Origin of the sequence: Pantoea sp. AN62, from assembly GCF_050432985.1 — a bacterium.
GTDB classification, from domain to species: Bacteria; Pseudomonadota; Gammaproteobacteria; order Enterobacterales; family Enterobacteriaceae; genus Pantoea; species Pantoea brenneri.
The window spans coordinates 21270-40786 of record NZ_JBNPYB010000007.1 but is presented as its reverse complement, the minus strand read 5'-3'; the positions used below and the strand labels follow the sequence as shown (position 1 = coordinate 40786).

19 protein-coding genes are annotated in these 19517 nt (G+C 56.1%); 1 reads left to right on the top strand and 18 read right to left on the bottom strand.

Going from position 1 to position 19517, the window contains the following annotated elements; all coding sequences use genetic code 11:
* Window position 1 precedes the first annotated feature (1 nt).
* On the top strand, window positions 2-1444 hold the full coding sequence (gene xylB, locus FHW04_RS09945) for a xylulokinase (RefSeq protein ID WP_094106092.1): 1443 nt from the start codon (window positions 2-4) through the stop codon (window positions 1442-1444).
* Window positions 1445-1570: 126 nt separating this feature from the next.
* Here xylB and FHW04_RS09940 read toward each other — a convergent pair whose 3' ends face one another.
* From FHW04_RS09940 to rsmG, 18 genes are all read right to left on the bottom strand, one after another.
* Window positions 1571-2809: an MFS transporter gene (locus FHW04_RS09940; protein WP_031376158.1), complete on the bottom strand. Its 1239-nt coding sequence runs from the start codon at window positions 2807-2809 to the stop codon at window positions 1571-1573.
* Window positions 2810-2916: 107 nt separating this feature from the next.
* A complete protein-coding gene (gene phoU / locus FHW04_RS09935) occupies window positions 2917-3651 on the bottom strand; it encodes a phosphate signaling complex protein PhoU (RefSeq protein WP_031376159.1) in 735 nt (244 codons plus the stop codon).
* Between the two features lie 17 nt (window positions 3652-3668).
* On the bottom strand, window positions 3669-4442 hold the full coding sequence (gene pstB / locus FHW04_RS09930; protein ID WP_031376160.1) for a phosphate ABC transporter ATP-binding protein PstB: 774 nt from the start codon (window positions 4440-4442) through the stop codon (window positions 3669-3671).
* Window positions 4443-4486: 44 nt separating this feature from the next.
* Window positions 4487-5377: a phosphate ABC transporter permease PstA gene (gene pstA, locus FHW04_RS09925; protein ID WP_031376161.1), complete on the bottom strand. Its 891-nt coding sequence runs from the start codon at window positions 5375-5377 to the stop codon at window positions 4487-4489.
* On the bottom strand, window positions 5374-6336 hold the full coding sequence (pstC, locus tag FHW04_RS09920) for a phosphate ABC transporter permease PstC (RefSeq protein ID WP_031376162.1): 963 nt from the start codon (window positions 6334-6336) through the stop codon (window positions 5374-5376). The genes pstA and pstC overlap by 4 nt, the downstream gene beginning before the upstream one ends.
* An 87-nt stretch (window positions 6337-6423) precedes the next feature.
* A complete protein-coding gene (gene pstS / locus FHW04_RS09915; RefSeq protein WP_031376163.1) occupies window positions 6424-7467 on the bottom strand; it encodes a phosphate ABC transporter substrate-binding protein PstS in 1044 nt (347 codons plus the stop codon).
* Window positions 7468-7632: 165 nt separating this feature from the next.
* Window positions 7633-9462, bottom strand: coding sequence for a glutamine--fructose-6-phosphate transaminase (isomerizing) (gene glmS, locus FHW04_RS09910; protein WP_031376164.1), 1830 nt, complete (start codon window positions 9460-9462; stop codon window positions 7633-7635).
* A 147-nt stretch (window positions 9463-9609) separates the two neighbouring features.
* On the bottom strand, window positions 9610-10980 hold the full coding sequence (gene glmU, locus FHW04_RS09905) for a bifunctional UDP-N-acetylglucosamine diphosphorylase/glucosamine-1-phosphate N-acetyltransferase GlmU (RefSeq protein ID WP_089561648.1): 1371 nt from the start codon (window positions 10978-10980) through the stop codon (window positions 9610-9612).
* A 160-nt stretch (window positions 10981-11140) separates the two neighbouring features.
* Window positions 11141-11560, bottom strand: coding sequence for a F0F1 ATP synthase subunit epsilon (locus FHW04_RS09900; RefSeq protein WP_031376165.1), 420 nt, complete (start codon window positions 11558-11560; stop codon window positions 11141-11143).
* A gap of 24 nt (window positions 11561-11584) precedes the next feature.
* Window positions 11585-12982 (bottom strand): F0F1 ATP synthase subunit beta, encoded by a 1398-nt coding sequence (atpD, locus tag FHW04_RS09895; RefSeq protein ID WP_010258870.1) that lies wholly within the window; start codon window positions 12980-12982, stop codon window positions 11585-11587.
* Window positions 12983-13012: 30 nt separating this feature from the next.
* Window positions 13013-13879 (bottom strand): F0F1 ATP synthase subunit gamma, encoded by an 867-nt coding sequence (gene atpG, locus FHW04_RS09890; protein WP_031376166.1) that lies wholly within the window; start codon window positions 13877-13879, stop codon window positions 13013-13015.
* A 52-nt stretch (window positions 13880-13931) separates the two neighbouring features.
* A complete protein-coding gene (gene atpA / locus FHW04_RS09885) occupies window positions 13932-15473 on the bottom strand; it encodes a F0F1 ATP synthase subunit alpha (protein ID WP_069728658.1) in 1542 nt (513 codons plus the stop codon).
* Window positions 15474-15487: 14 nt separating this feature from the next.
* Complete coding sequence (gene atpH / locus FHW04_RS09880) at window positions 15488-16021, bottom strand: F0F1 ATP synthase subunit delta (protein WP_069728659.1); 534 nt, start codon at window positions 16019-16021, stop codon at window positions 15488-15490.
* Window positions 16022-16035: 14 nt separating this feature from the next.
* Window positions 16036-16506, bottom strand: a complete 471-nt coding sequence (atpF, locus tag FHW04_RS09875) for a F0F1 ATP synthase subunit B (protein ID WP_031376169.1) — start codon at window positions 16504-16506, stop codon at window positions 16036-16038.
* Window positions 16507-16611: 105 nt separating this feature from the next.
* The gene (atpE, locus tag FHW04_RS09870; RefSeq protein ID WP_003849523.1) at window positions 16612-16851 is read right to left on the bottom strand and encodes a F0F1 ATP synthase subunit C; all 240 of its coding nucleotides are present in this window, start codon (window positions 16849-16851) and stop codon (window positions 16612-16614) included.
* A 104-nt stretch (window positions 16852-16955) separates the two neighbouring features.
* A complete protein-coding gene (gene atpB / locus FHW04_RS09865; RefSeq protein WP_031376170.1) occupies window positions 16956-17774 on the bottom strand; it encodes a F0F1 ATP synthase subunit A in 819 nt (272 codons plus the stop codon).
* Between the two features lie 8 nt (window positions 17775-17782).
* On the bottom strand, window positions 17783-18163 hold the full coding sequence (atpI, locus tag FHW04_RS09860; protein ID WP_031376171.1) for a F0F1 ATP synthase subunit I: 381 nt from the start codon (window positions 18161-18163) through the stop codon (window positions 17783-17785).
* A 713-nt stretch (window positions 18164-18876) separates the two neighbouring features.
* Entirely contained in the window at window positions 18877-19494 is a 618-nt protein-coding gene (gene rsmG / locus FHW04_RS09855) for a 16S rRNA (guanine(527)-N(7))-methyltransferase RsmG (RefSeq protein ID WP_089561650.1), read from the bottom strand.
* Window positions 19495-19517 lie beyond the last annotated feature (23 nt).

Genomic DNA, 19517 nt, shown 5'->3' with positions numbered 1-19517 from the left:
CATGTTTATCGGGATCGATTTAGGCACCTCTGGCGTCAAAGTGGTGCTGGTGGATGCCGCCGGCCAGGTGCGGGCGACAGAAACAGCGCCGCTGCAGGTTTCACGTCCACAGCCGCTGTGGAGCGAACAGGATCCCGAAAGCTGGTGGCAGGCGCTGGACCACGCTATGCAGGCGCTGAGCCGGCAGCACGATCTGCGCGCCGTTGAGGCGATCGGGCTGAGCGGCCAGATGCATGGCGCGACCCTGCTGGACAGCGCCGGCCGCGTTCTGCGTCCGGCGATACTGTGGAATGATGGGCGTAGTGAGGCGCAGTGCCGTGAACTGGAACAGAAGGTGCCGGACGCCCGGGCGATCACCGGCAACCTGATGATGCCCGGTTTCACGGCGCCCAAGCTGCTGTGGGTGCAGCAACACCAACCGGTCATTTTCAGTCAGATCGCGAAGGTGCTGTTGCCAAAAGATTACCTGCGCTGGCGGATGAGCGGTGACTTCGCCACCGACCTGTCAGATGCGGCAGGCACGCTGTGGCTGGATGTGGCGCGGCGAGACTGGAGCGATGAGATGCTGCGCGCCTGCGATCTCAGTCGTGAGCAGATGCCACAACTGTATGAGGGCAATGCCATAACCGGCACGCTGGATGCTGCCCTGGCGGCGCGCTGGAAAATGAATCCGGTGCCGCTGGCGGCGGGCGGTGGCGATAATGCGGCGGGCGCGGTCGGCGTTGGCATGACTGAGCCGGGTCAGGGCATGCTCTCACTGGGCACCTCCGGCGTCTACTTTGTGGTCAGCAAGGGCTATCTGAGTAATCCTCAGCGCGCCGTTCACAGTTTCTGTCATGCCTTACCGCAGCGCTGGCATCTGATGTCGGTGATGCTCAGCGCCGCTTCCTGCCTCGACTGGGCGGCTGAACTGACCGGCTGTCACGATGTACCGGCACTGCTGGATGAGGCGGCGCGGGCGCGCGATGACGTGCCGCCGCTGTGGTTTTTACCCTATCTCTCCGGCGAACGCACGCCGCACAACAATCCCAACGCCAGAGGCGCTTTCTTTGGCTTTACCCACCAGCATGGTCGTCCGGAACTGGCGCGGGCGGTGCTGGAAGGCGTGGGATTTGCGCTGGCGCAGGGGATGGATGTGCTGCATGAATGCGGCGTGCAGCCAAAAAGTATTATGTTGATCGGGGGCGGCGCACGCAGTGCGATGTGGCGGCAGATGCTGGCGGACATCAGCGGTCAGACGCTCGATTACTGCCACGGTGGTGAGGTCGGACCGGCACTCGGCGCGGCCAGGCTGGCGCAGCTGGCACTGGATGGTCAGGCTGCGGCACCGACGCTTACCCTGGTGCAACGCCACCGGCCGGACAGCGCGCGCAGGGCGCATTACCAGCCGCTGCGGCAGACGTTTGCCGCGCTGTATCAGCAACTGCTGCCGTTAATGCACTAAACCGCGACAAACCCCGACGCGCTGGCCGGTAACCGCCGTGTCGGTGCGTTTTGCTTATCCGTTTACCGGCCGGTAGCATCACAGCCGGGATAGTTGTTCACATCCCGGCAGATCCGCGCCCTGCTTTCAGCCAATCGCGCCCAGCGTGTCATCCTGACTGTGCTTTTTCGGCAGCAGGAACAGGGTGGCCACAATATCCAGCAGATAGATCAGCGCCAGCAGCGTAATCGCCGCCGCAAAGGAGAACTGGCTCGCCAGCAGGCCAATCACCACCGGGCCGAAGCCGCCGACGCCACGCCCAAGGTTAAACAGGACGTTTTGCGCCGTGGCCCGCACCTGTGGCGGGAAGGTATCGGAGATCAGCGCGCCGTAACCGCCAATCATCCCGTTAACGAACATTCCCATGATCGCCCCGGTAACCAGCATGATGCCGGGATCGCGTAACTGAGCATAAATCACCACCATCACTACCGCGCCAAACTGATAGAGCAGGAAAATCTTCCAGCGCGCAAAGCGATCGGCCAGCACACCAAACAGCCAGATACCGAAGGTCATACCGACCACCGTTACCGCCGTCCACAGACCCGATTTGGTCAGGCTGAAGCCGAAGCTGGAGGAGAGGTAGCTCGGCATCCAGATCATCAGGCCGTAGTAGCCAAAATTCTGTACCGAACAGAGGATGAAAATGCCGAGGCTGGCTTTTGCAGTCGCGCGATCGCGGACCAGCAGCTTGAGGCGCGCCGGGAAAGAGAGCGAGGGAACGTTTTTGACCTGTCGGCGATAGGCCTCCGGTTCGCCCATACTGCGACGGATCACAAACGAGACCAGCGCGGGTAATAAACCGACCAGAAACATGCCGCGCCAGCCGATCACGCTCAGCAGCGGCGGCGTAATAAAGGCCGCCAGCAGCACACCGAGCTGCCAGCCGATACCGACCCACGCCGAGGCGCGGTTGCGCTTCTCTGCCGGCCAGGCTTCGGCAATCAGCGCCATACCGATGCCGAACTCTCCGCCCAGCCCGACGCCCGCCAGGGTACGCCAGGCCAGCAGATCCCAGTAGCCCTGCGCCACGGCGCACAGGCCGGTAAACACCGAGAACACCAGGATAGTGATGGTCAGCATACGAATACGACCAAAGCGATCGCTGAGATGGCCAAACACAATACCGCCGATGACCGCGCCGATCAGCGTCCAGGTGACCAGCGATCCCGCCTGCGATGGATTGAGCGCCAGCGAGACGCTGATCGCCGGCAGCATAAAGCCAAGGATCAGCAGATCAAATCCATCCATCGCATAACCGCTGACGGCGGCCAGCATCGCTTTACCGGGCGTGACGCCGGGTTTAGCCTGGGGAGAAGGAGACATTATTCAGCACCTCAGAAGGAAAAGTGCCGCAAGTATAAAGAGTGTTGCCGGGGGGACCAATCGAAAACGCCGAACCGTACGCCAGCGCGGCGTACGGTTGCGGTCACTCAGGAGGGCTTATTGCTGCCATCATCGCCTGACAGCAGTTCGTCGAGCCGGTCACCGCCAACGTGGCGGAAATCCTGACCTTTGACGAAATAGAAGATGATTTCACAGATGTTCTGGCAGCGATCGCCGATGCGCTCAATCGCCCGGGCGCAGAACAACGCCGTCAGTACGCTGGGAATGGTACGCGGATCTTCCATCATGTAGGTCATCAGTTGACGCACAATGCCCTCGTACTCTTTATCCACCTTTTTATCTTCACGGTAGATAGCGATCGCTTCGTTGAGGTCCATGCGCGCAAAAGCGTCCAGCACATCATGCAGCATCTGTACGGTATGACGACCCAGCGACTCGAGACTCACCAGCAGCGGCAGATGTTGCTGACCGAACTTCTCCAGCGCGGTGCGGCTGATCTTCTCCGCTACGTCACCAATCCGTTCCAGCTCAGAAATGGTTTTAATGATCGCCATCACCAGCCGCAAATCGATAGCGGTTGGCTGACGTTTGGCGATGATGCGCACGCAGGCCTCATCAATCTCCACTTCCATCATGTTGACCTTCTGGTCGCCGTCGATCACCCGCTGCGCCAGTTCACCATCGAGGTTATGCATCGCGGTGATGGCGTCGGTCAGCTGCTGCTCGACCATGCCACCCATGATCATCACCTGGGTGCGAATGTGCTCCAGCTCGGCATTGAACTGACCGGAGATATGTTTGTTCAGATTCAGATTATCCATGGCGATCTCCTGTCAAATCAGCCGTAGCGGCCGGTAATGTAGTCTTCAGTTTGCTTCTGTGCCGGCTTGGTGAACAGCGTGTCGGTATCGCTGAATTCAATCAGTTCGCCCAGATACATAAATGCGGTGTGGTCGGAGCAGCGTGCGGCCTGCTGCATGTTGTGCGTCACGATCACCACGGTGTAGTCCTGCTTCAGCTCGGTAATCAGCTCTTCAATACGCCCGGTTGAAATCGGGTCGAGCGCCGAACAGGGTTCATCCAGCAACAGCACTTCCGGGCGAATCGCGATACCGCGGGCGATGCACAGACGCTGCTGCTGACCACCGGAGAGACTGTAACCGCTCTGATGCAGCTTGTCTTTGGTTTCGTTCCACAGCGCGGCTTTAGTCAGCGCCCACTGGACCCGTTCGTCCATATCGGCACGTGACAGCTTCTCAAACAGGCGAACACCGAAGGCGATATTGTCATAAATCGACATCGGAAACGGCGTCGGCTTCTGAAACACCATGCCGACCCGGGCGCGCAGCAGCGCGATATCCTGTTGCGCCGCCAGAATGTTGTCGCCGTCCAGCAGGATATCGCCTTCAGCCCGCTGATCCGGGTAGAGCGAGTACATTTTATTGAAGGTCCGCAGCAGGGTCGATTTACCACAGCCGGATGGCCCGATAAATGCGGTGACCTGATTTTTGGCGATATCCAGATTGATATTCTTTAACGCGTGAAACTTACCGTAATAGAAGTTCAGATTACGGACCTGAATTTTATCGGCTGATGCAGTCGCGATACTCATTGCTCGTCTCTCTTATACGGCGCCGCGCAGGGCAGCGCCGGAAGTTAACCGTGTTTACCTTTGGCAAAAATCACCCGCGCTACGATATTCAGCAGCAGCACGCACAAGGTAATAATCAGTACGCCAGCCCAGGCCAGGCTCTGCCATTCGGCGAACGGGCTCATGGCGAACTTAAAGATGGTGACCGGCAGATTCGCCAGCGGCTGCATCATGTCGGTGCTCCAGAACTGGTTCGACAGCGCGGTAAACAGCAGCGGCGCGGTCTCACCAGCGATGCGGGCAATCGCCAGCAATACCCCGGTGATAATGCCGGAGACCGACGCCTTCAGGGTGATGGCGGAGATCATCTTCCACTTCGGCGTGCCCAGCGCATAAGCCGCTTCACGCATGCTGTCCGGCACCAGCCGCAGCATGTTCTCGGTGGTACGAATTACGATCGGCACCTGCAGCAGCGCCAGCGCAATCACCCCGGCCCAGCCGGAGAAGTGCTGCATCTGCGACACCACAATGGTGTAGACAAACAGCCCGACCACAATCGACGGCGCTGACAGCAGAATGTCGTTAATAAAGCGGATCACTTCCGACAGAAACGACTTGCGGCCATATTCCGCCAGGTAGATGCCGGCCATGATGCCCAGCGGCGTGCCGAAGAAGGTCGACCAGAAAATCAGTAATCCGCTGCCCGCTAAGGCGTTCGCCAGGCCGCCGCCGGCAGTATTCGGTGGCGGCGTTGATTCGGTGAACAGCGACCACGACAGGCCATCAAGGCCGCGTGATACGGTGGTGAACAGGATCCACACCAGCCAGAACAGACCAAATGCCATGGTCAGCAGCGACAGCGTCAGCGCTATCTTGTTTTTGGTGCTGCGCCAGGACTGCATCTTACGACGGGATGCGTCGAGTTCGGCGCGCGCCTGAACTTCAATGGTGGTCATGATCGCGCTCCTTCACTTTTCGCCAGCCGCATAATCATCAGTTTTGAAATCGCCAGCACGATAAAGGTAATCACAAACAGAATCAGACCCAGCTCCATCAGCGCCGCCACATGCACGCCGGATTCCGCTTCAGCGAACTCATTGGCGAGGGCGGAGGTGATGCTGTTGCCCGGCATAAACAGCGACGGGCTATCGAGCTGGTAGGTGTTGCCGATAATAAAGGTCACCGCCATGGTTTCACCCAGTGCGCGGCCCAGTCCCAGCATCACGCCCCCTATCACACCGTTTTTGGTGAAGGGCAGCACGATACGCCAGATCACTTCCCAGGTGGTGCAGCCGATGCCGTAGGCCGACTCTTTCATCATCACCGGCGTCTGCTCAAACACATCGCGCATCACGGAGGCGATGTAGGGGATGATCATGATCGCCAGAATCACGCCAGCGGCCAGAATACCGATACCGAATGCCGGACCGGAGAACAGCTCACCGACAATCGGAATGCCTGACATCACGTCGTTGACCGGCGTCTGGAAATATTCAGCAAACAGCGGCGCAAACACGAACAGGCCCCACATGCCATAGACAATGCTGGGGATCGCGGCCAGCAGCTCAATGGCGGTACCCAGCGGGCGACGCAGCCAGCCTGGCGCGAGTTCGGTCAGGAACAGCGCGATACCAAAACTGACCGGCACGGCAATAATCAGCGCGATGATAGAGGTGACGAGGGTGCCGTAAATCGGTACCAGCGCACCAAATTGTTCGTTGGGGGCATCCCAGGTTTTGGTCCACAAAAAGGAGAAACCAAACTTCTGAATGCTTGGCCACGAGGAGATGATCAGGGAGACGATAATGCCGCCCATCAGCAACAGGACGATCAGCGCGGCAAGCTTGACCAGCGCACCAAATATTCTGTCACCTTGCTTGCCTGGGGCTTTGAATGCCGGCTTGGTTGCAGCCATAGAAGTCTCAGTCTTCAGGAGTTATCAGGGCGGCAGTACGCCGCCCGTTGGGTCTGACCGAACCGGAATCCGGCCAGGGTCGGTCAATTACTGATAAAGCGCCTTACCAGAACTGTCTTTGATATTGGCTTTCCATGCAGCGCGAATCTGCTCGGTCACGCTCTCTGGCAGGGCGGCATAATCCAGCGCGGTAGCGGTTTTGCTGCCGTTTTTGTATGCCCAGTCAAAGAACTTCAGCACTTCGCTGCCTTTGGCCGCATTAGCCTGATCTTTGTAAACCAGGATAAAGGTGGTGGAAGAGATAGGCCAGGCATCCGCGCCTTTCTGGAAGGTCAGGTCCTGAGCAAATGATTTGCTCCAGTCTGCGCCTTTCGCCGCGTTGCTGAAGCTGGTTTCGCCTGGGGCGACCGGTTTGCCATCAGCGTCCATCAGTTTGGTGTAGGTCAGGTTGTTCTGTTTGGCGTAGGCGTATTCCACATAGCCGATTGAACCCGGCAGACGCTGTACAAACGCAGCCACGCCGTCGTTGCCTTTGCCACCCAGACCGACCGGCCAGTTTACGGTGTTGCCTTTACCGATTTTGCTGTTCCAGTCCGGGTTCACTTTCGCCAGGTAGCTGGTGAAGACAAACGAAGTACCGGAACCATCAGCGCGGCGTACCACGTTGATATTAGTCTCTGGCAGTTTCACGCCCGGGTTCAGTTTAGCGATCGCCGGATCGTTCCACTTTTTGATGGTGCCGAGGTAGATGTCGCCGACGGTTTTACCGTCCAGCGTCAGTTCACCTGATTTGATGCCCGGCAGGTTAACCGCCAGCACCACGCCGCCGATTACCGTCGGGAACTGGAACAGGCCATTTTTCTGCAGATCTTCATCTTTCATTGGCGCATCGGACGCACCGAAATCGACGGTTTTGGCGATGATTTGTTTCACGCCACCAGATGAACCGATGCCCTGGTAGTTAACTTTGCTACCGGTGGCTTGCTGATACTCTGCTGCCCACTTGGCATAAACCGGCGCCGGGAACGTCCCGCCTGCGCCCGTCAAATCGGTGGCCGCAAAAGCAGATACCGCGCTGACTGCAAAGGTGGCGGCGAGGATTCGGGCTACGGTGCTACGCATCAGTGTCATGTTCCCTCCAGGGGAGAAAATTCAGGCTCGGGGCCGTTTTAGTAAGAGTCAGTGATTGCTGCAGGAGGGAAAATAGGACAGTTTGATGACAGTGAAATGTACGAAATATGACAGTTATATGACAGCGGGCAAAAATGAAGCGGGCCCGCGACCGGGCCCACTTTGTTATTCTACGGTAACCGATTTCGCCAGGTTACGCGGCTGATCGACGTCAGTGCCTTTGATCAGCGCGACGTGATACGACAGTAGCTGCAACGGCACGGTATAGAAGATTGGCGCAATCACCTCTTCAACGTGGGGCAGCGGGATAATCTTCATCCCGTCACTGTCGCTGAAGCCCGCATCCTGATCGGCAAACACATACAGCAGACCGCCGCGTGCCCGCACCTCTTCGATGTTGGATTTGAGCTTCTCCAGCAGTTCGTTGTTGGGTGCCACCACGATCACCGGCATATCGGCATCAATCAGCGCCAGCGGGCCGTGCTTCAGCTCGCCCGCCGCATAGGCTTCGGCGTGAATGTAGGAGATCTCCTTCAGCTTCAGCGCCCCTTCCATGGCGATCGGATACTGATCGCCGCGGCCGAGGAACAGCGCATGATGCTTATCTGAGAAGCCCTCTGCCAGATTTTCAATCAGCTTATCCTGCGCCAGCATCTGTTCGATCCGGCTGGGCAGCGCCTGCAGCGCATGGACAATCTCATGCTCGGTTTCCGCCGCCATGCCTTTCAGCCGGCCCAGCTTCGCCACCAGCATCAGTAACACTGCCAGCTGCGTAGTAAAGGCTTTGGTCGAGGCAACACCGATTTCGGTGCCCGCTTTGGTCATCAGCGCCAGATCAGATTCCCGCACCAGCGACGAACCGGCCACGTTACACACCGCCAGGGAACCGAGATAGCCCAGCTCTTTGGAGAGACGCAGCGCTGCCAGGGTATCGGCCGTTTCGCCCGATTGCGATAAGGTGATCAGCAGGCTGTTTTTCCGCACCGCCGACTTGCGGTAGCGAAACTCAGAGGCGATCTCGACATCACACGGAATATTGGCCAGCGACTCAAACCAGTAGCGTGACACCATGCCGGAGTTATACGAGGTGCCGCAGGCGATAATCTGGATATGCTCCACCTGCGCCAGCAGCGCTTCTGCACCTGCGCCCAGCTCGCTGAGATCGACCTGGCCGTGACTGAAACGGCCGCTCAGGGTGCTTTTCAGCGCCATCGGCTGCTCGTAGATCTCTTTCTGCATGTAATGGCGGTAGATGCCTTTGTCACCGGCATCATACTGCAGGGTCGATTCGATCTCTGCGCGCGTCACCGGTTTACCAGTACGATCAACGATGGTCACATCGCGACGGCTGATTTCAGCGATATCACCCTCTTCCAGATAGATGAACCGACGCGTCACCGGCAGCAGCGCCAGCTGATCGGAGGCAATAAAGTTCTCGCCCACGCCACGGCCAATCACCAGCGGGCTGCCGGAGCGTGCCGCCACCAGCAGCGACGGATCGCGGCTGTCCATGATCACCATGCCATAGGCGCCGCGCAGTTGCGGGATGACGCGTAGCACCACTTCACGCAGCGTTCCGCCCTGCTTCTGCTCCCAGTGAACCAGATGCGCCACCACTTCGGTGTCGGTTTCAGAGGCAAACACGTAACCACGCTCGATCATCGCAGCGCGCAGCGGCTCATGGTTTTCAATGATGCCGTTGTGCACGATAACGATGTGCTCAGAAACGTGCGGATGCGCATTGGCTTCCGACGGCTCGCCGTGCGTTGCCCAACGCGTATGGGCAATACCGGTGCCGCCAATCAGCGGCTGCTGTTCGGCTGCATCGGCCAGCTTCTGCACTTTCCCTAAACGTCGCAGGCGCGTTACGTGCCCCTGACGATCGACCACGGCCAGACCGGCCGAATCATATCCGCGATACTCAAGACGACGCAGGCCTTCCAGCAGAATTTCTGCGATATCGCGTTGTGCTACTGCACCAACAATTCCACACATAATGATGTTTTCCTGACTACATGGCTGTTCGCCACTTTCGTTGTCATGCGACCTGATATCCGGCTTTGCCGGTTCCCCGAGCCTTGTAGAGAGTGGGGATTATAGTTTTGGCACTGCATCGGCCCGCATGAAGCGGGCCGTTAAAAATTATTTTTTCTTCTGTGGGCGCTGCCAGTCCGCTTTGTGATTCTGCTCTTTGCGGTTGTAGACCAGTCCCGCTTCGGTGACATCTTTCATGATGGTGGTGCCCGCCGCAATGGTAGCACCTGCCGCCACGCTGACCGGCGCCACCAGCTGGGTGTCCGAGCCGACAAACACGTTATCACCGATCACGGTTTTTGATTTATTCGCGCCATCATAGTTGCAGGTAATGGTGCCGGCCCCGATGTTGACGTTAGCGCCGATCTCCGCGTCGCCCAGATAGGAGAGGTGACCCGCTTTCGAACCTTCGCCCAGACGGGCTTTTTTCATCTCAACGAAGTTGCCGACATGGGCGGCATGTGCCAGCTCACTGCCGGGACGCAGTCGGGCGAAAGGTCCGACGGTACAGGCGCTGGCCAGATTCGCATCCTCGATCACCGAATAAGGGCTGATTTCGCAATCGTCGCCAATCACGCTGTTTTTGATGATGCAGCCCGCGCCGATTTTTACCCGATCGCCCAGCGCCACCTGACCTTCAATGATGACGTTGGTGTCGATTTCCACATCCCGGCCGTGGGTCAGGGTACCGCGCAGGTCAAAGCGGGCCGGATCGCGCAGCATCACGCCCGCCAGCAGCAGGCGCTCAGCCTGTTCAGTCTGATAAGTGCGTTCCAGCGTTGCCAGCTGCAGACGATTATTCACGCCATCGGTCTCACTGATGCGCGTCGGATGAACCGCCTCAATCACCCGGCCTTCCTGATGCGCCAGCGCGATGATATCGGTGATGTAGTATTCACCCTGCGCGTTATTGTTGGTGAGCTGCGCCAGCCAGCGTTTCAGATCGCCGCCGTTGGCGATCAGGATACCGGTGTTGATTTCAGTGATTTGCAGCTGCTCTGGCGTGGCATCTTTCTGCTCGACGATGCCGACAATGGTGCCGTTCTCGCGCACGATGCGGCCATAGCCGGTCGGATTCTCCAGCACCACGGTGAGCAGGCCGATGCCGCCCTGCGGTTTGGCCTCACGCAGGCGCTGTAACGTCGCTTCAGCGATCAGCGGTACGTCGCCGTAGAGCATCAGAATGTCTTCATCGTCAGCGAAGCAGGGCGCGGCCTGCTGCATGGCGTGGCCGGTGCCGAGTTGTTCGGCCTGCAGCACCCAGTTGAGGGCGCTGTCGGTGAGGGTGGCTTTAAGACGATCGCCGCCGTGACCATAAACCAGATGCACCTGCTGCGCGCCCAGCCCTTTGGCCGCGTCAATCACATGCTGCACCATCGGCTTGCCTGCCAGCGTATGCAGAACTTTTGGCAGATCGGAATACATACGGGTGCCCTTGCCAGCGGCAAGGATCACCACGCTCATCGCACTGTTAGACATAACTATCCTGAGTGAATTTTTACGGGTGAAAGTAAAACGGTTTGAGGGTGAGATTACTACATTTTTCTCAGGCCGAAATTAGGCGGGAGGGCGCAGATGACCCGGCAGGCAAAAAAAATGCCAGCCCGGAGGCTGGCATTTCGTGACGCATAAAGCTGGATTACATCGCTTTTTTGGTCAGTTCGATCACGCGCAGTTTAGCAATGGCTTTCGCCAGCTCGGCAGAGGCCTGAGCATAGTCCACGTCACCGTGGCTGCTGTTCATGTGCTCTTCTGCTTTGCGTTTCGCTTCCAGGGCGCGGGCTTCGTCCAGATCGGTACCGCGAATAGCGGTATCGGCCAGAACGGTGCTGCTGCCCGGCTGCACTTCCAGCACGCCGCCAGAGAGGTAGATAAACTCCTCTTCGCCGTGCTGTTTCACGATACGGATCATTCCAGGCTTAATGGCAGTCAGCAGCGGCGCATGGCCAGGGAAAATCCCTAACTCACCTTCGCTACCTGACACCTGAATTTTCTGTACCAGACCAGAGAACAACTGACTCTCTGCGCTGACCACATCCAGGTGATAAGTCATAGCCATAATATTCCTCCCGGGAAACCGTTATTACAGTTTCTTCGCTTTTTCCACGGCTTCTTCGATGGCACCAACCATGTAGAAGGCCTGCTCTGGCAGGTGGTCAAACTCACCTTCCATGATGCCTTTAAAGCCACGGATAGTGTCTTTCAGCGTAACGTACTTGCCCGGAGAACCGGTGAAGACTTCCGCAACGAAGAACGGCTGAGACAGGAAACGCTGAATCTTACGCGCACGTGCCACCAGCAGTTTATCTTCTTCAGACAGCTCGTCCATACCGAGGATGGCGATGATGTCTTTCAGCTCCTGGTAACGCTGCAGCAGTGACTGAACGCCACGCGCTACGTCGTAGTGCTCCTGACCCACAACCAGTGGATCCAGCTGACGGCTGGTGGAATCCAGCGGGTCAACGGCCGGGTAGATACCCAGAGAGGCGATCTGACGGCTCAGCGTTACCGTTGAGTCTAAGTGCGCAAAGGTAGTTGCTGGTGACGGGTCAGTCAGGTCATCCGCAGGGACGTAAACGGCCTGTACGGAAGTGATTGAACCGGTCTTAGTGGAGGTAATACGCTCCTGCAACACACCCATCTCTTCGGCCAGCGTTGGCTGGTAACCTACCGCAGATGGCATACGACCCAGCAGTGCAGAAACTTCGGTACCGGCCAGGGTATAACGGTAGATGTTATCGATGAACAGCAGAACGTCGCGGCCTTCATCACGGAATTTTTCCGCCATGGTCAGACCGGTCAGTGCCACGCGCAGACGGTTACCCGGCGGCTCGTTCATCTGGCCATACACCAGGGCAACTTTGTCGATAACGTTGGAGTCGGTCATTTCGTGGTAGAAGTCGTTACCCTCACGAGTACGCTCACCCACACCGGCAAACACTGAGTAACCTGAGTGTTCAGCCGCGATGTTACGGATCAGTTCCATCATGTTGACGGTTTTACCTACACCCGCGCCACCGAACAGACCCACTTTACCGCCCTTGGCGAACGGACACATCAGGTCGATAACCTTGATGCCGGTTTCCAGCAGTTCCTGCGAGTTAGACTGATCTTCATAAGAAGGTGCCGCGCGGTGAATAGAGGCGATCTCTACTGCGCTGCCATCTTCTTCTTTCAGCTCGCCTTTCATGTCGATTGGCTCGCCGAGAACGTTCATGATACGGCCCAGGGTCGCTTTACCGACCGGAACCTGAATCGGTTTCTGCAGGTCGTTGACGCTCAGACCACGCTTCAGGCCGTCAGACGTACCCATTGCAATGGTACGGACCACGCCGCCGCCCAGCTGCTGCTGAACTTCCAGCACCAGACGCGCATCACCATTCATAACCTCGAGGGCACTGTACACTTGCGGTACCGCGTCCTGAGGGAATTCGACGTCAACAACGGCGCCGATAATCTGGACAATCTTTCCAGTTGCCATCTTGAATCCTCTACCTAATTCCAAACCTGGTTAAACCGCGGAGGCCCCCGAGACGATCTCGGTAAGTTCCTGGGTGATGCTGGCCTGACGAGCTTTGTTGTACACCAACTGCAGCTCTTTGATCAGATTTCCGCCGTTATCGGTTGCGGCTTTCATCGCCACCATACGTGCGGCCTGCTCACTGGCCAGATTTTCCACCACACCCTGATAAACCTGCGATTCGACGTAACGACGCAGCAGGGTATCCAGCAGCGCTTTCGGATCGGGTTCGTACAGGTAATCCCAGGTCTTCGCCTTCATCTCTTCTTCACCTTCCGCTGGCGGTAACGGCAGCAGTTGGGTAATGGTCGGAGTCTGAGACATGGTGTTATTGAACTTGTTACTGACGATCATCAGTTTGTCGATGCGGCCTTCATCATAAGCCTGCAACATCACTTTTACCGGGCCAATCAGGTCAGACAGGGTAGGTTTATCGCCCATGCCGCTGACTTGCGCCACGATGTTGCCACCAACAGAACTGAAGAATGACGCCCCTTTAGAACCGATAATCGACAGATCGCTCTGCACGCCTTTATCGGACCAGGACTTCATATCTGCCAGTACTTTCTTGAACAGGTTAATGTTCAAACCACCACAAAGCCCGCGGTCAGTTGAAACGACCAGGTAGCCGACGCGCTTAACGTCGCGCTCTTGCAGGTAAGGGTGCTTGTATTCCAGATTACCCAACGCAAGGTGACCAATCACTTTGCGCATGGTGTCTGCATACGGACGGCTGGCCGCCATGCGTTCCTGCGTTTTACGCATCTTGGAGGCGGCGACCATTTCCATCGCTTTGGTGATCTTCTGCGTGTTTTTCACGCTTCCGATCTTGCTTCGTATCTCTTTTGCGCCGGCCATTAGCTTCTCCTCAAAGCCTTGCGGCCTGCCTTTTCAGACAAGCCGCCAGACATTACCAGGACTGGGTTGCTTTAAACGTATCGATCAGGCCTTTCAGCTTGGCTTCGATATCGTTGTTGTAGTTACCCGACTGGTTGATTTCAGCCATCAGCTCGGCGTGATCGCGATCGGCGAAGGCCAGCAGTGCAGCTTCGAAGCTGCCAATTTTTGCCAGCTCAACGTCGTTCAGATAGCCACGCTCGGCCGCGAACAGAACCAGACCCTGCTGCGCGACTGACATCGGCGCATACTGTTTCTGCTTCAGCAGCTCGGTGACTTTCTGACCGTGGCTCAGCTGTTTACGGGTTGCATCGTCCAGATCAGAGGCGAACTGCGAGAACGCCGCCAGTTCACGATACTGTGCCAGCGCGGTACGGATACCACCGGACAGTTTCTTGATGATCTTGGTCTGTGCAGCACCACCAACACGCGATACCGAAATACCTGGGTTAACCGCCGGACGAATACCGGAGTTGAACAGGTTCGATTCCAGGAAGATCTGACCATCAGTAATCGAGATTACGTTGGTCGGAACGAACGCAGAAACGTCGCCCGCCTGGGTTTCGATGATCGGCAGTGCAGTCAGTGAACCGGTTTTACCTGTCACGGCACCGTTAGTGAAACGCTCAACATAATCAGCGCTTACGCGTGATGCACGTTCCAGCAGACGGGAGTGGAGATAGAACACGTCACCAGGGAATGCTTCACGACCTGGTGGACGGCGCAGCAGCAGAGAGATCTGACGGTAAGCAATTGCCTGCTTAGAGAGATCATCATAAACGATCAGCGCATCTTCACCGCGGTCACGGAAGTATTCACCCATCGCACAGCCTGCGTACGGAGAGAGATACTGCAGGGCAGCAGATTCAGAAGCAGAGGCCACCACAACAATGGTGTTCTGCAGCGCGCCATGCTCTTCCAGCTTGCGAACCACGTTAGAGATGGTTGAGGCTTTCTGACCAATCGCAACGTAGACACACTTGATGCCCGAGTCGCGCTGGTTGATGATCGCATCGATCGCCATCGCGGTTTTACCGGTCTGACGGTCACCGATGATCAGCTCACGCTGGCCACGGCCGATTGGAATCATCGCATCGACCGACTTATAACCGGTCTGAACCGGCTGGTCGACTGACTGACGGTCGATAACGCCTGGTGCAATCACTTCAACCGGTGAGAAACCGTCGTTGTCGATTGCGCCTTTACCGTCGATTGGTGCACCCAGGGTGTTCACCACACGGCCCAGCAGACCACGGCCTACCGGTACTTCCAGAATACGGCCAGTACACTTCACCTTCATGCCTTCGGCGAGGTCAGCGTAAGGACCCATTACCACTGCACCTACTGAGTCACGCTCGAGGTTCAGGGCAATCGCGTAACGGTTGCCCGGCAGGGCAATCATCTCACCCTGCATCACATCGGCCAGGCCGTGTACGCGGATGATACCGTCACTTACAGAAACAATCGTACCTTCGTTGTGAGCTTCACTCACGACATTGAACTGAGCAATGCGCTGCTTGATCAGTTCGCTGATTTCGGTGGAATTCAGTTGCATATGCTCCAGTCCCCTTAAGACTGCAAGACGTCAGCCAGACGGTCAAGACGGCCGCGTACGCTGCCATCAATAACCAGATCACCCGAACGGATGATCACGCCTGCCATCACAGACTTATCAATTTTGCAATTCAGCTTAACTTTGCGTGACAGACGTTTTTCCATCGCGGCGCTGATTTTATTCAGCTGGTCGTCACTCAGCGTACTGGCGGAGATAACATCAACTTCTGCGGTGGCTTCATAAGCGTCACGCAGGTCGATGAATTGGGCCAGTACTGCCGGAAGCGCTGTCAAACGTCCGTTTTCCGCCATCACCTTAATCAGGTTCTGCGCGGGTTCATCCAGTTGATCACCACAGACTGCGTTAAACGACGCTGCCAACGCTTCGGGTGCTAACGCACCTGAAAGAAGATCAGCCATCTGTTCATTGCGAGCCACTTCTGCGGCAAACGCCAGCATCTGTTGCCAGCGTTCAATACCTTGATGCTCAACAGCAAAGTCAAAAGCTGCTTTGGCGTAGGGGCGAGCTACAGTAATCAGATCAGACATCAGCCCCTCCCTCCTTACAGTTCAGCGACCAGTTTATCAACGATGTCGCTGTTAGCAGCTTCATCCACGGAACGTTCGATGATCTTCTCGGCACCGGCCATAGCCAGCAACGCGACTTGCTTACGCAGTTCTTCACGAGCACGTTTGCGTTCGGCGTCAATCTCAGCCTGCGCTTGTGCCACGATGCGAGCACGTTCGTTATCAGCTTCGGTTTTGGCTTCGTCCAGAATCTGCGCGCGACGCTTGTTCGCTTGCTCGATAATGACCTGAGCGTCTTCTTTAGCTTTTTTCAGCTGGTCGGTCGCATTAGCCTGCGCGAGATCCAAATCTTTCTTCGCGCGTTCAGCAGAAGCAAGGCCTTCAGCAATTTCTTTCTGGCGCTTTTCGATGGCAGCCATAATCGGCGGCCATACGTACTTCATGCAGAACGCGACAAACAGGATGAACGCGATGGCCTGGCCGAGGATTGTTGCATTAATGTTCACAGCACAATGCCTCTAATTGAGTATTTAACTTTTCTGCCGTTATCAACGATAAGCGGCAGAATCCGTTCACCCTTGCACACTGTGCGCTGAGTGAACACAGGAGCTTTAGGCGACAGCAAACATCACGTAGAGACCCAGACCAACAGCGATCATCGGGATTGCATCCACCAGACCCATTACAACAAAGAACTGCGTGCGCAGCAGAGGAATCAGGTCAGGCTGACGAGCAGCGCCTTCCAGGAATTTTCCTCCGAGGATGCCGATACCGATCGCAGCACCGATTGCCGCCAGGCCCATCATCACAGCGGCAGCCATGTACAGCAGATCCATATTCAGGTTTTCCATGACAGTCTCCAGTTTGTTTCAGTTAAATGCTCCCTTCATCTTCCGGGCCGCGGCCTGATGGCCGTCACCCGGAATAGAGAGGGAAAGTAGTGTTGAGAAAAAAATCAATGTTCTTCAGATGCCATCGACAGATAGACAATCGTGAGGACCATGAAAATGAAAGCCTGTAGCGAAATGATCAGGATGTGGAAAATGGCCCACGGCACATTCAGCACCCACTGCGACCACCACGGCAACAGACCGGCAATAAGGATAAAGATCAGCTCACCCGCATACATGTTGCCGAACAGTCGTAAACCGAGAGAAACCGGTTTAGACAGCAGGCTCACACCTTCCAGAATCAGGTTGATCGGGATGAAGATCGGGTGGTTAAAAGGCTGCAGCGTCAGCTCTTTCGTGAAGCCGCCAATGCCTTTCATTTTGATGCTGTAGAACAGAATCAAAATAAAGACGCCCAACGCCATAGAGAGCGTGATGTTCACGTCTGCAGACGGCACGACGCGCAGCGCCGGCAGGCCCAACCAATGCTCGCCGATATACGGCAGCAGATCGATTGGCAGCAGATCCATGAAGTTCATCAGGAAGACCCAGACAAAAATTGTCAGCGCCAGCGGGGCGATAAGTTTGCTCTTACCGTGATACATGTCGCGCACGTTGTCATCAACGAAGCCGACAACCAGTTCGATAGCCGCTTGTAATTTCCCTGGCACACCGCTGGTAGCTGTTTTAGCTACTTTACGGAACAACACCAGGAAGATGAATCCCAGCACCAGAGAGAAAAACATGGAATCGATATTTAATACCCAGAACGTCGCGGGAGCGTCGTGCGGATTCACTAACTCGAAAGTACGCAGGTCCAGCTGAAGGTTATTCAGATGGTGTCCTATGTATTCTTGCGGAGTAGAGATTTCTCCTGCAGCCATGATGCCTCTTACCCTTTGTTGTTAATTACCGCCGGTGCCAGCATTTGTACCACCAGCACCGATAACCAGGTTATTCCGACCGGCCAGAAAACCGCCCCGAATAGACCCAACGCCACAATGAGCAAAATGATGGTCGCGAACACTTTGGCTATTTCACCCAAAGCGAAGCTCCACGCGACTCGCCCCGAAGCCGGGGTTTGCCCCTGCAGGCGCCAGGCTAAAAACAAAAACAACACGTTCGGCAGCCAGGCTGCCGCTCCGCCAGCTACAGCAGAGACGCCCCAGGTGACATCTTTCAGGGCAAAGAGTGCGCCGATGATGACGATTGTCACCAGCTGAATCATCAGCACTGTCCGGGCGAATTTTACACTGTAAAGAGACACTGACATGACGCTGATACTCTCCTGCCCCATTCGGGGTATGTCGCGTGTCGTATAAGACTGCCTTTACGCATTTGAGTCAAGCAGCAAAAGCCGTGCAAATTATACGGGCCGCACCTGCGATTTCAATCGGTAAGTAGCGAAAAGGTGAACAATTATTTAAATTTCTTTCCGGAGGGCTATTTTTCCAAACATCCCCCGGTAAGGATTCGCCTTTTCCCGGCTGAAAATTGGCTGGCGAGTTGCTTTTAAAGCGTGCTTTAGATCACATAATAAGCATTCGCGCCGCCAGGACTTTTCTCAGAACGCTAATTACATGCCGTTCATATCCGCGATAAAGCCATAAAAATCAGCAAGTTGAAAATATATTACCCGCCAAAAAAGCCTATTTTCACTGAAAACACGCTATTGACATCGAACTGTGCATGAGAATCGTGAAATTCATATTACGCACGCCAGGTAATTACCTTGATATATTTTCTGGCGTGACTATTTTTATTCCGTTAGTCCGCTATACAAGTGATCTTTGTGCTAACTAAATGTGAATTAAACGTTAAATGTAACAGAGCTTTTCGGATAATTTCCGTCGGCGTTTTTAACCTTCCGCCGTCAGAGGCTTAATGAAAATCCTTTATTATTAACGCATCAAATGCACTTTTTTTCACCAGTCAGCGGGATAAGACAAATCGCTGAAGCGGGTTAAATCCTTATCTATTTCAGGCCTATTGCTGACGGAGGATAACAAGGTGCCGGTCGCCTTCCAGCTGAGGAACCTGCAGCTTAATCACCTCATCACAGCGATAGCCGGCCGGTAAGCTGGCGATTTCATCATCCGGACGGACACCTTTAAGGGCAAAAAAGCGCCCTTCTGCCCCGGGCAGATGATGACACCAGTTAACCATGTCAGTCAGTGAGGCGAATGCCCGGCTGATCACGCCATCAAACGGTGGCTCTGCCGGGAAGTCTTCAACCCGGCTCTGCACCGGCGTAATGTTAGTAAGTCCTAACTCATGCTGTACCTGCCGCAGGAAACGCACCCGCTTACCGAGGCTGTCGAGCAGCGTAAAGTGCGCATCAGGCATCACAATCGCCAGCGGAATGCCTGGCAGGCCCGGTCCGGTACCGACATCAATAAAGCGCGAACCGATCAGGTGTGGTGCCACCACAATGCTGTCGAGTATATGGCGAATCAGCATCTGCTGCGGATCGCGCACTGACGTCAGGTTGTAGGCTTTATTCCACTTGTCCAGCAGGCCGACGTAGGCAACCAGCTGCTGTTTTTGTTGATCGGAGAGGGAAATCTTGGCTGCCTGTAGCAGCGAGGTGAGTGTGTTGATCACAGCGTAAGTCCAGTCAGCGGGGG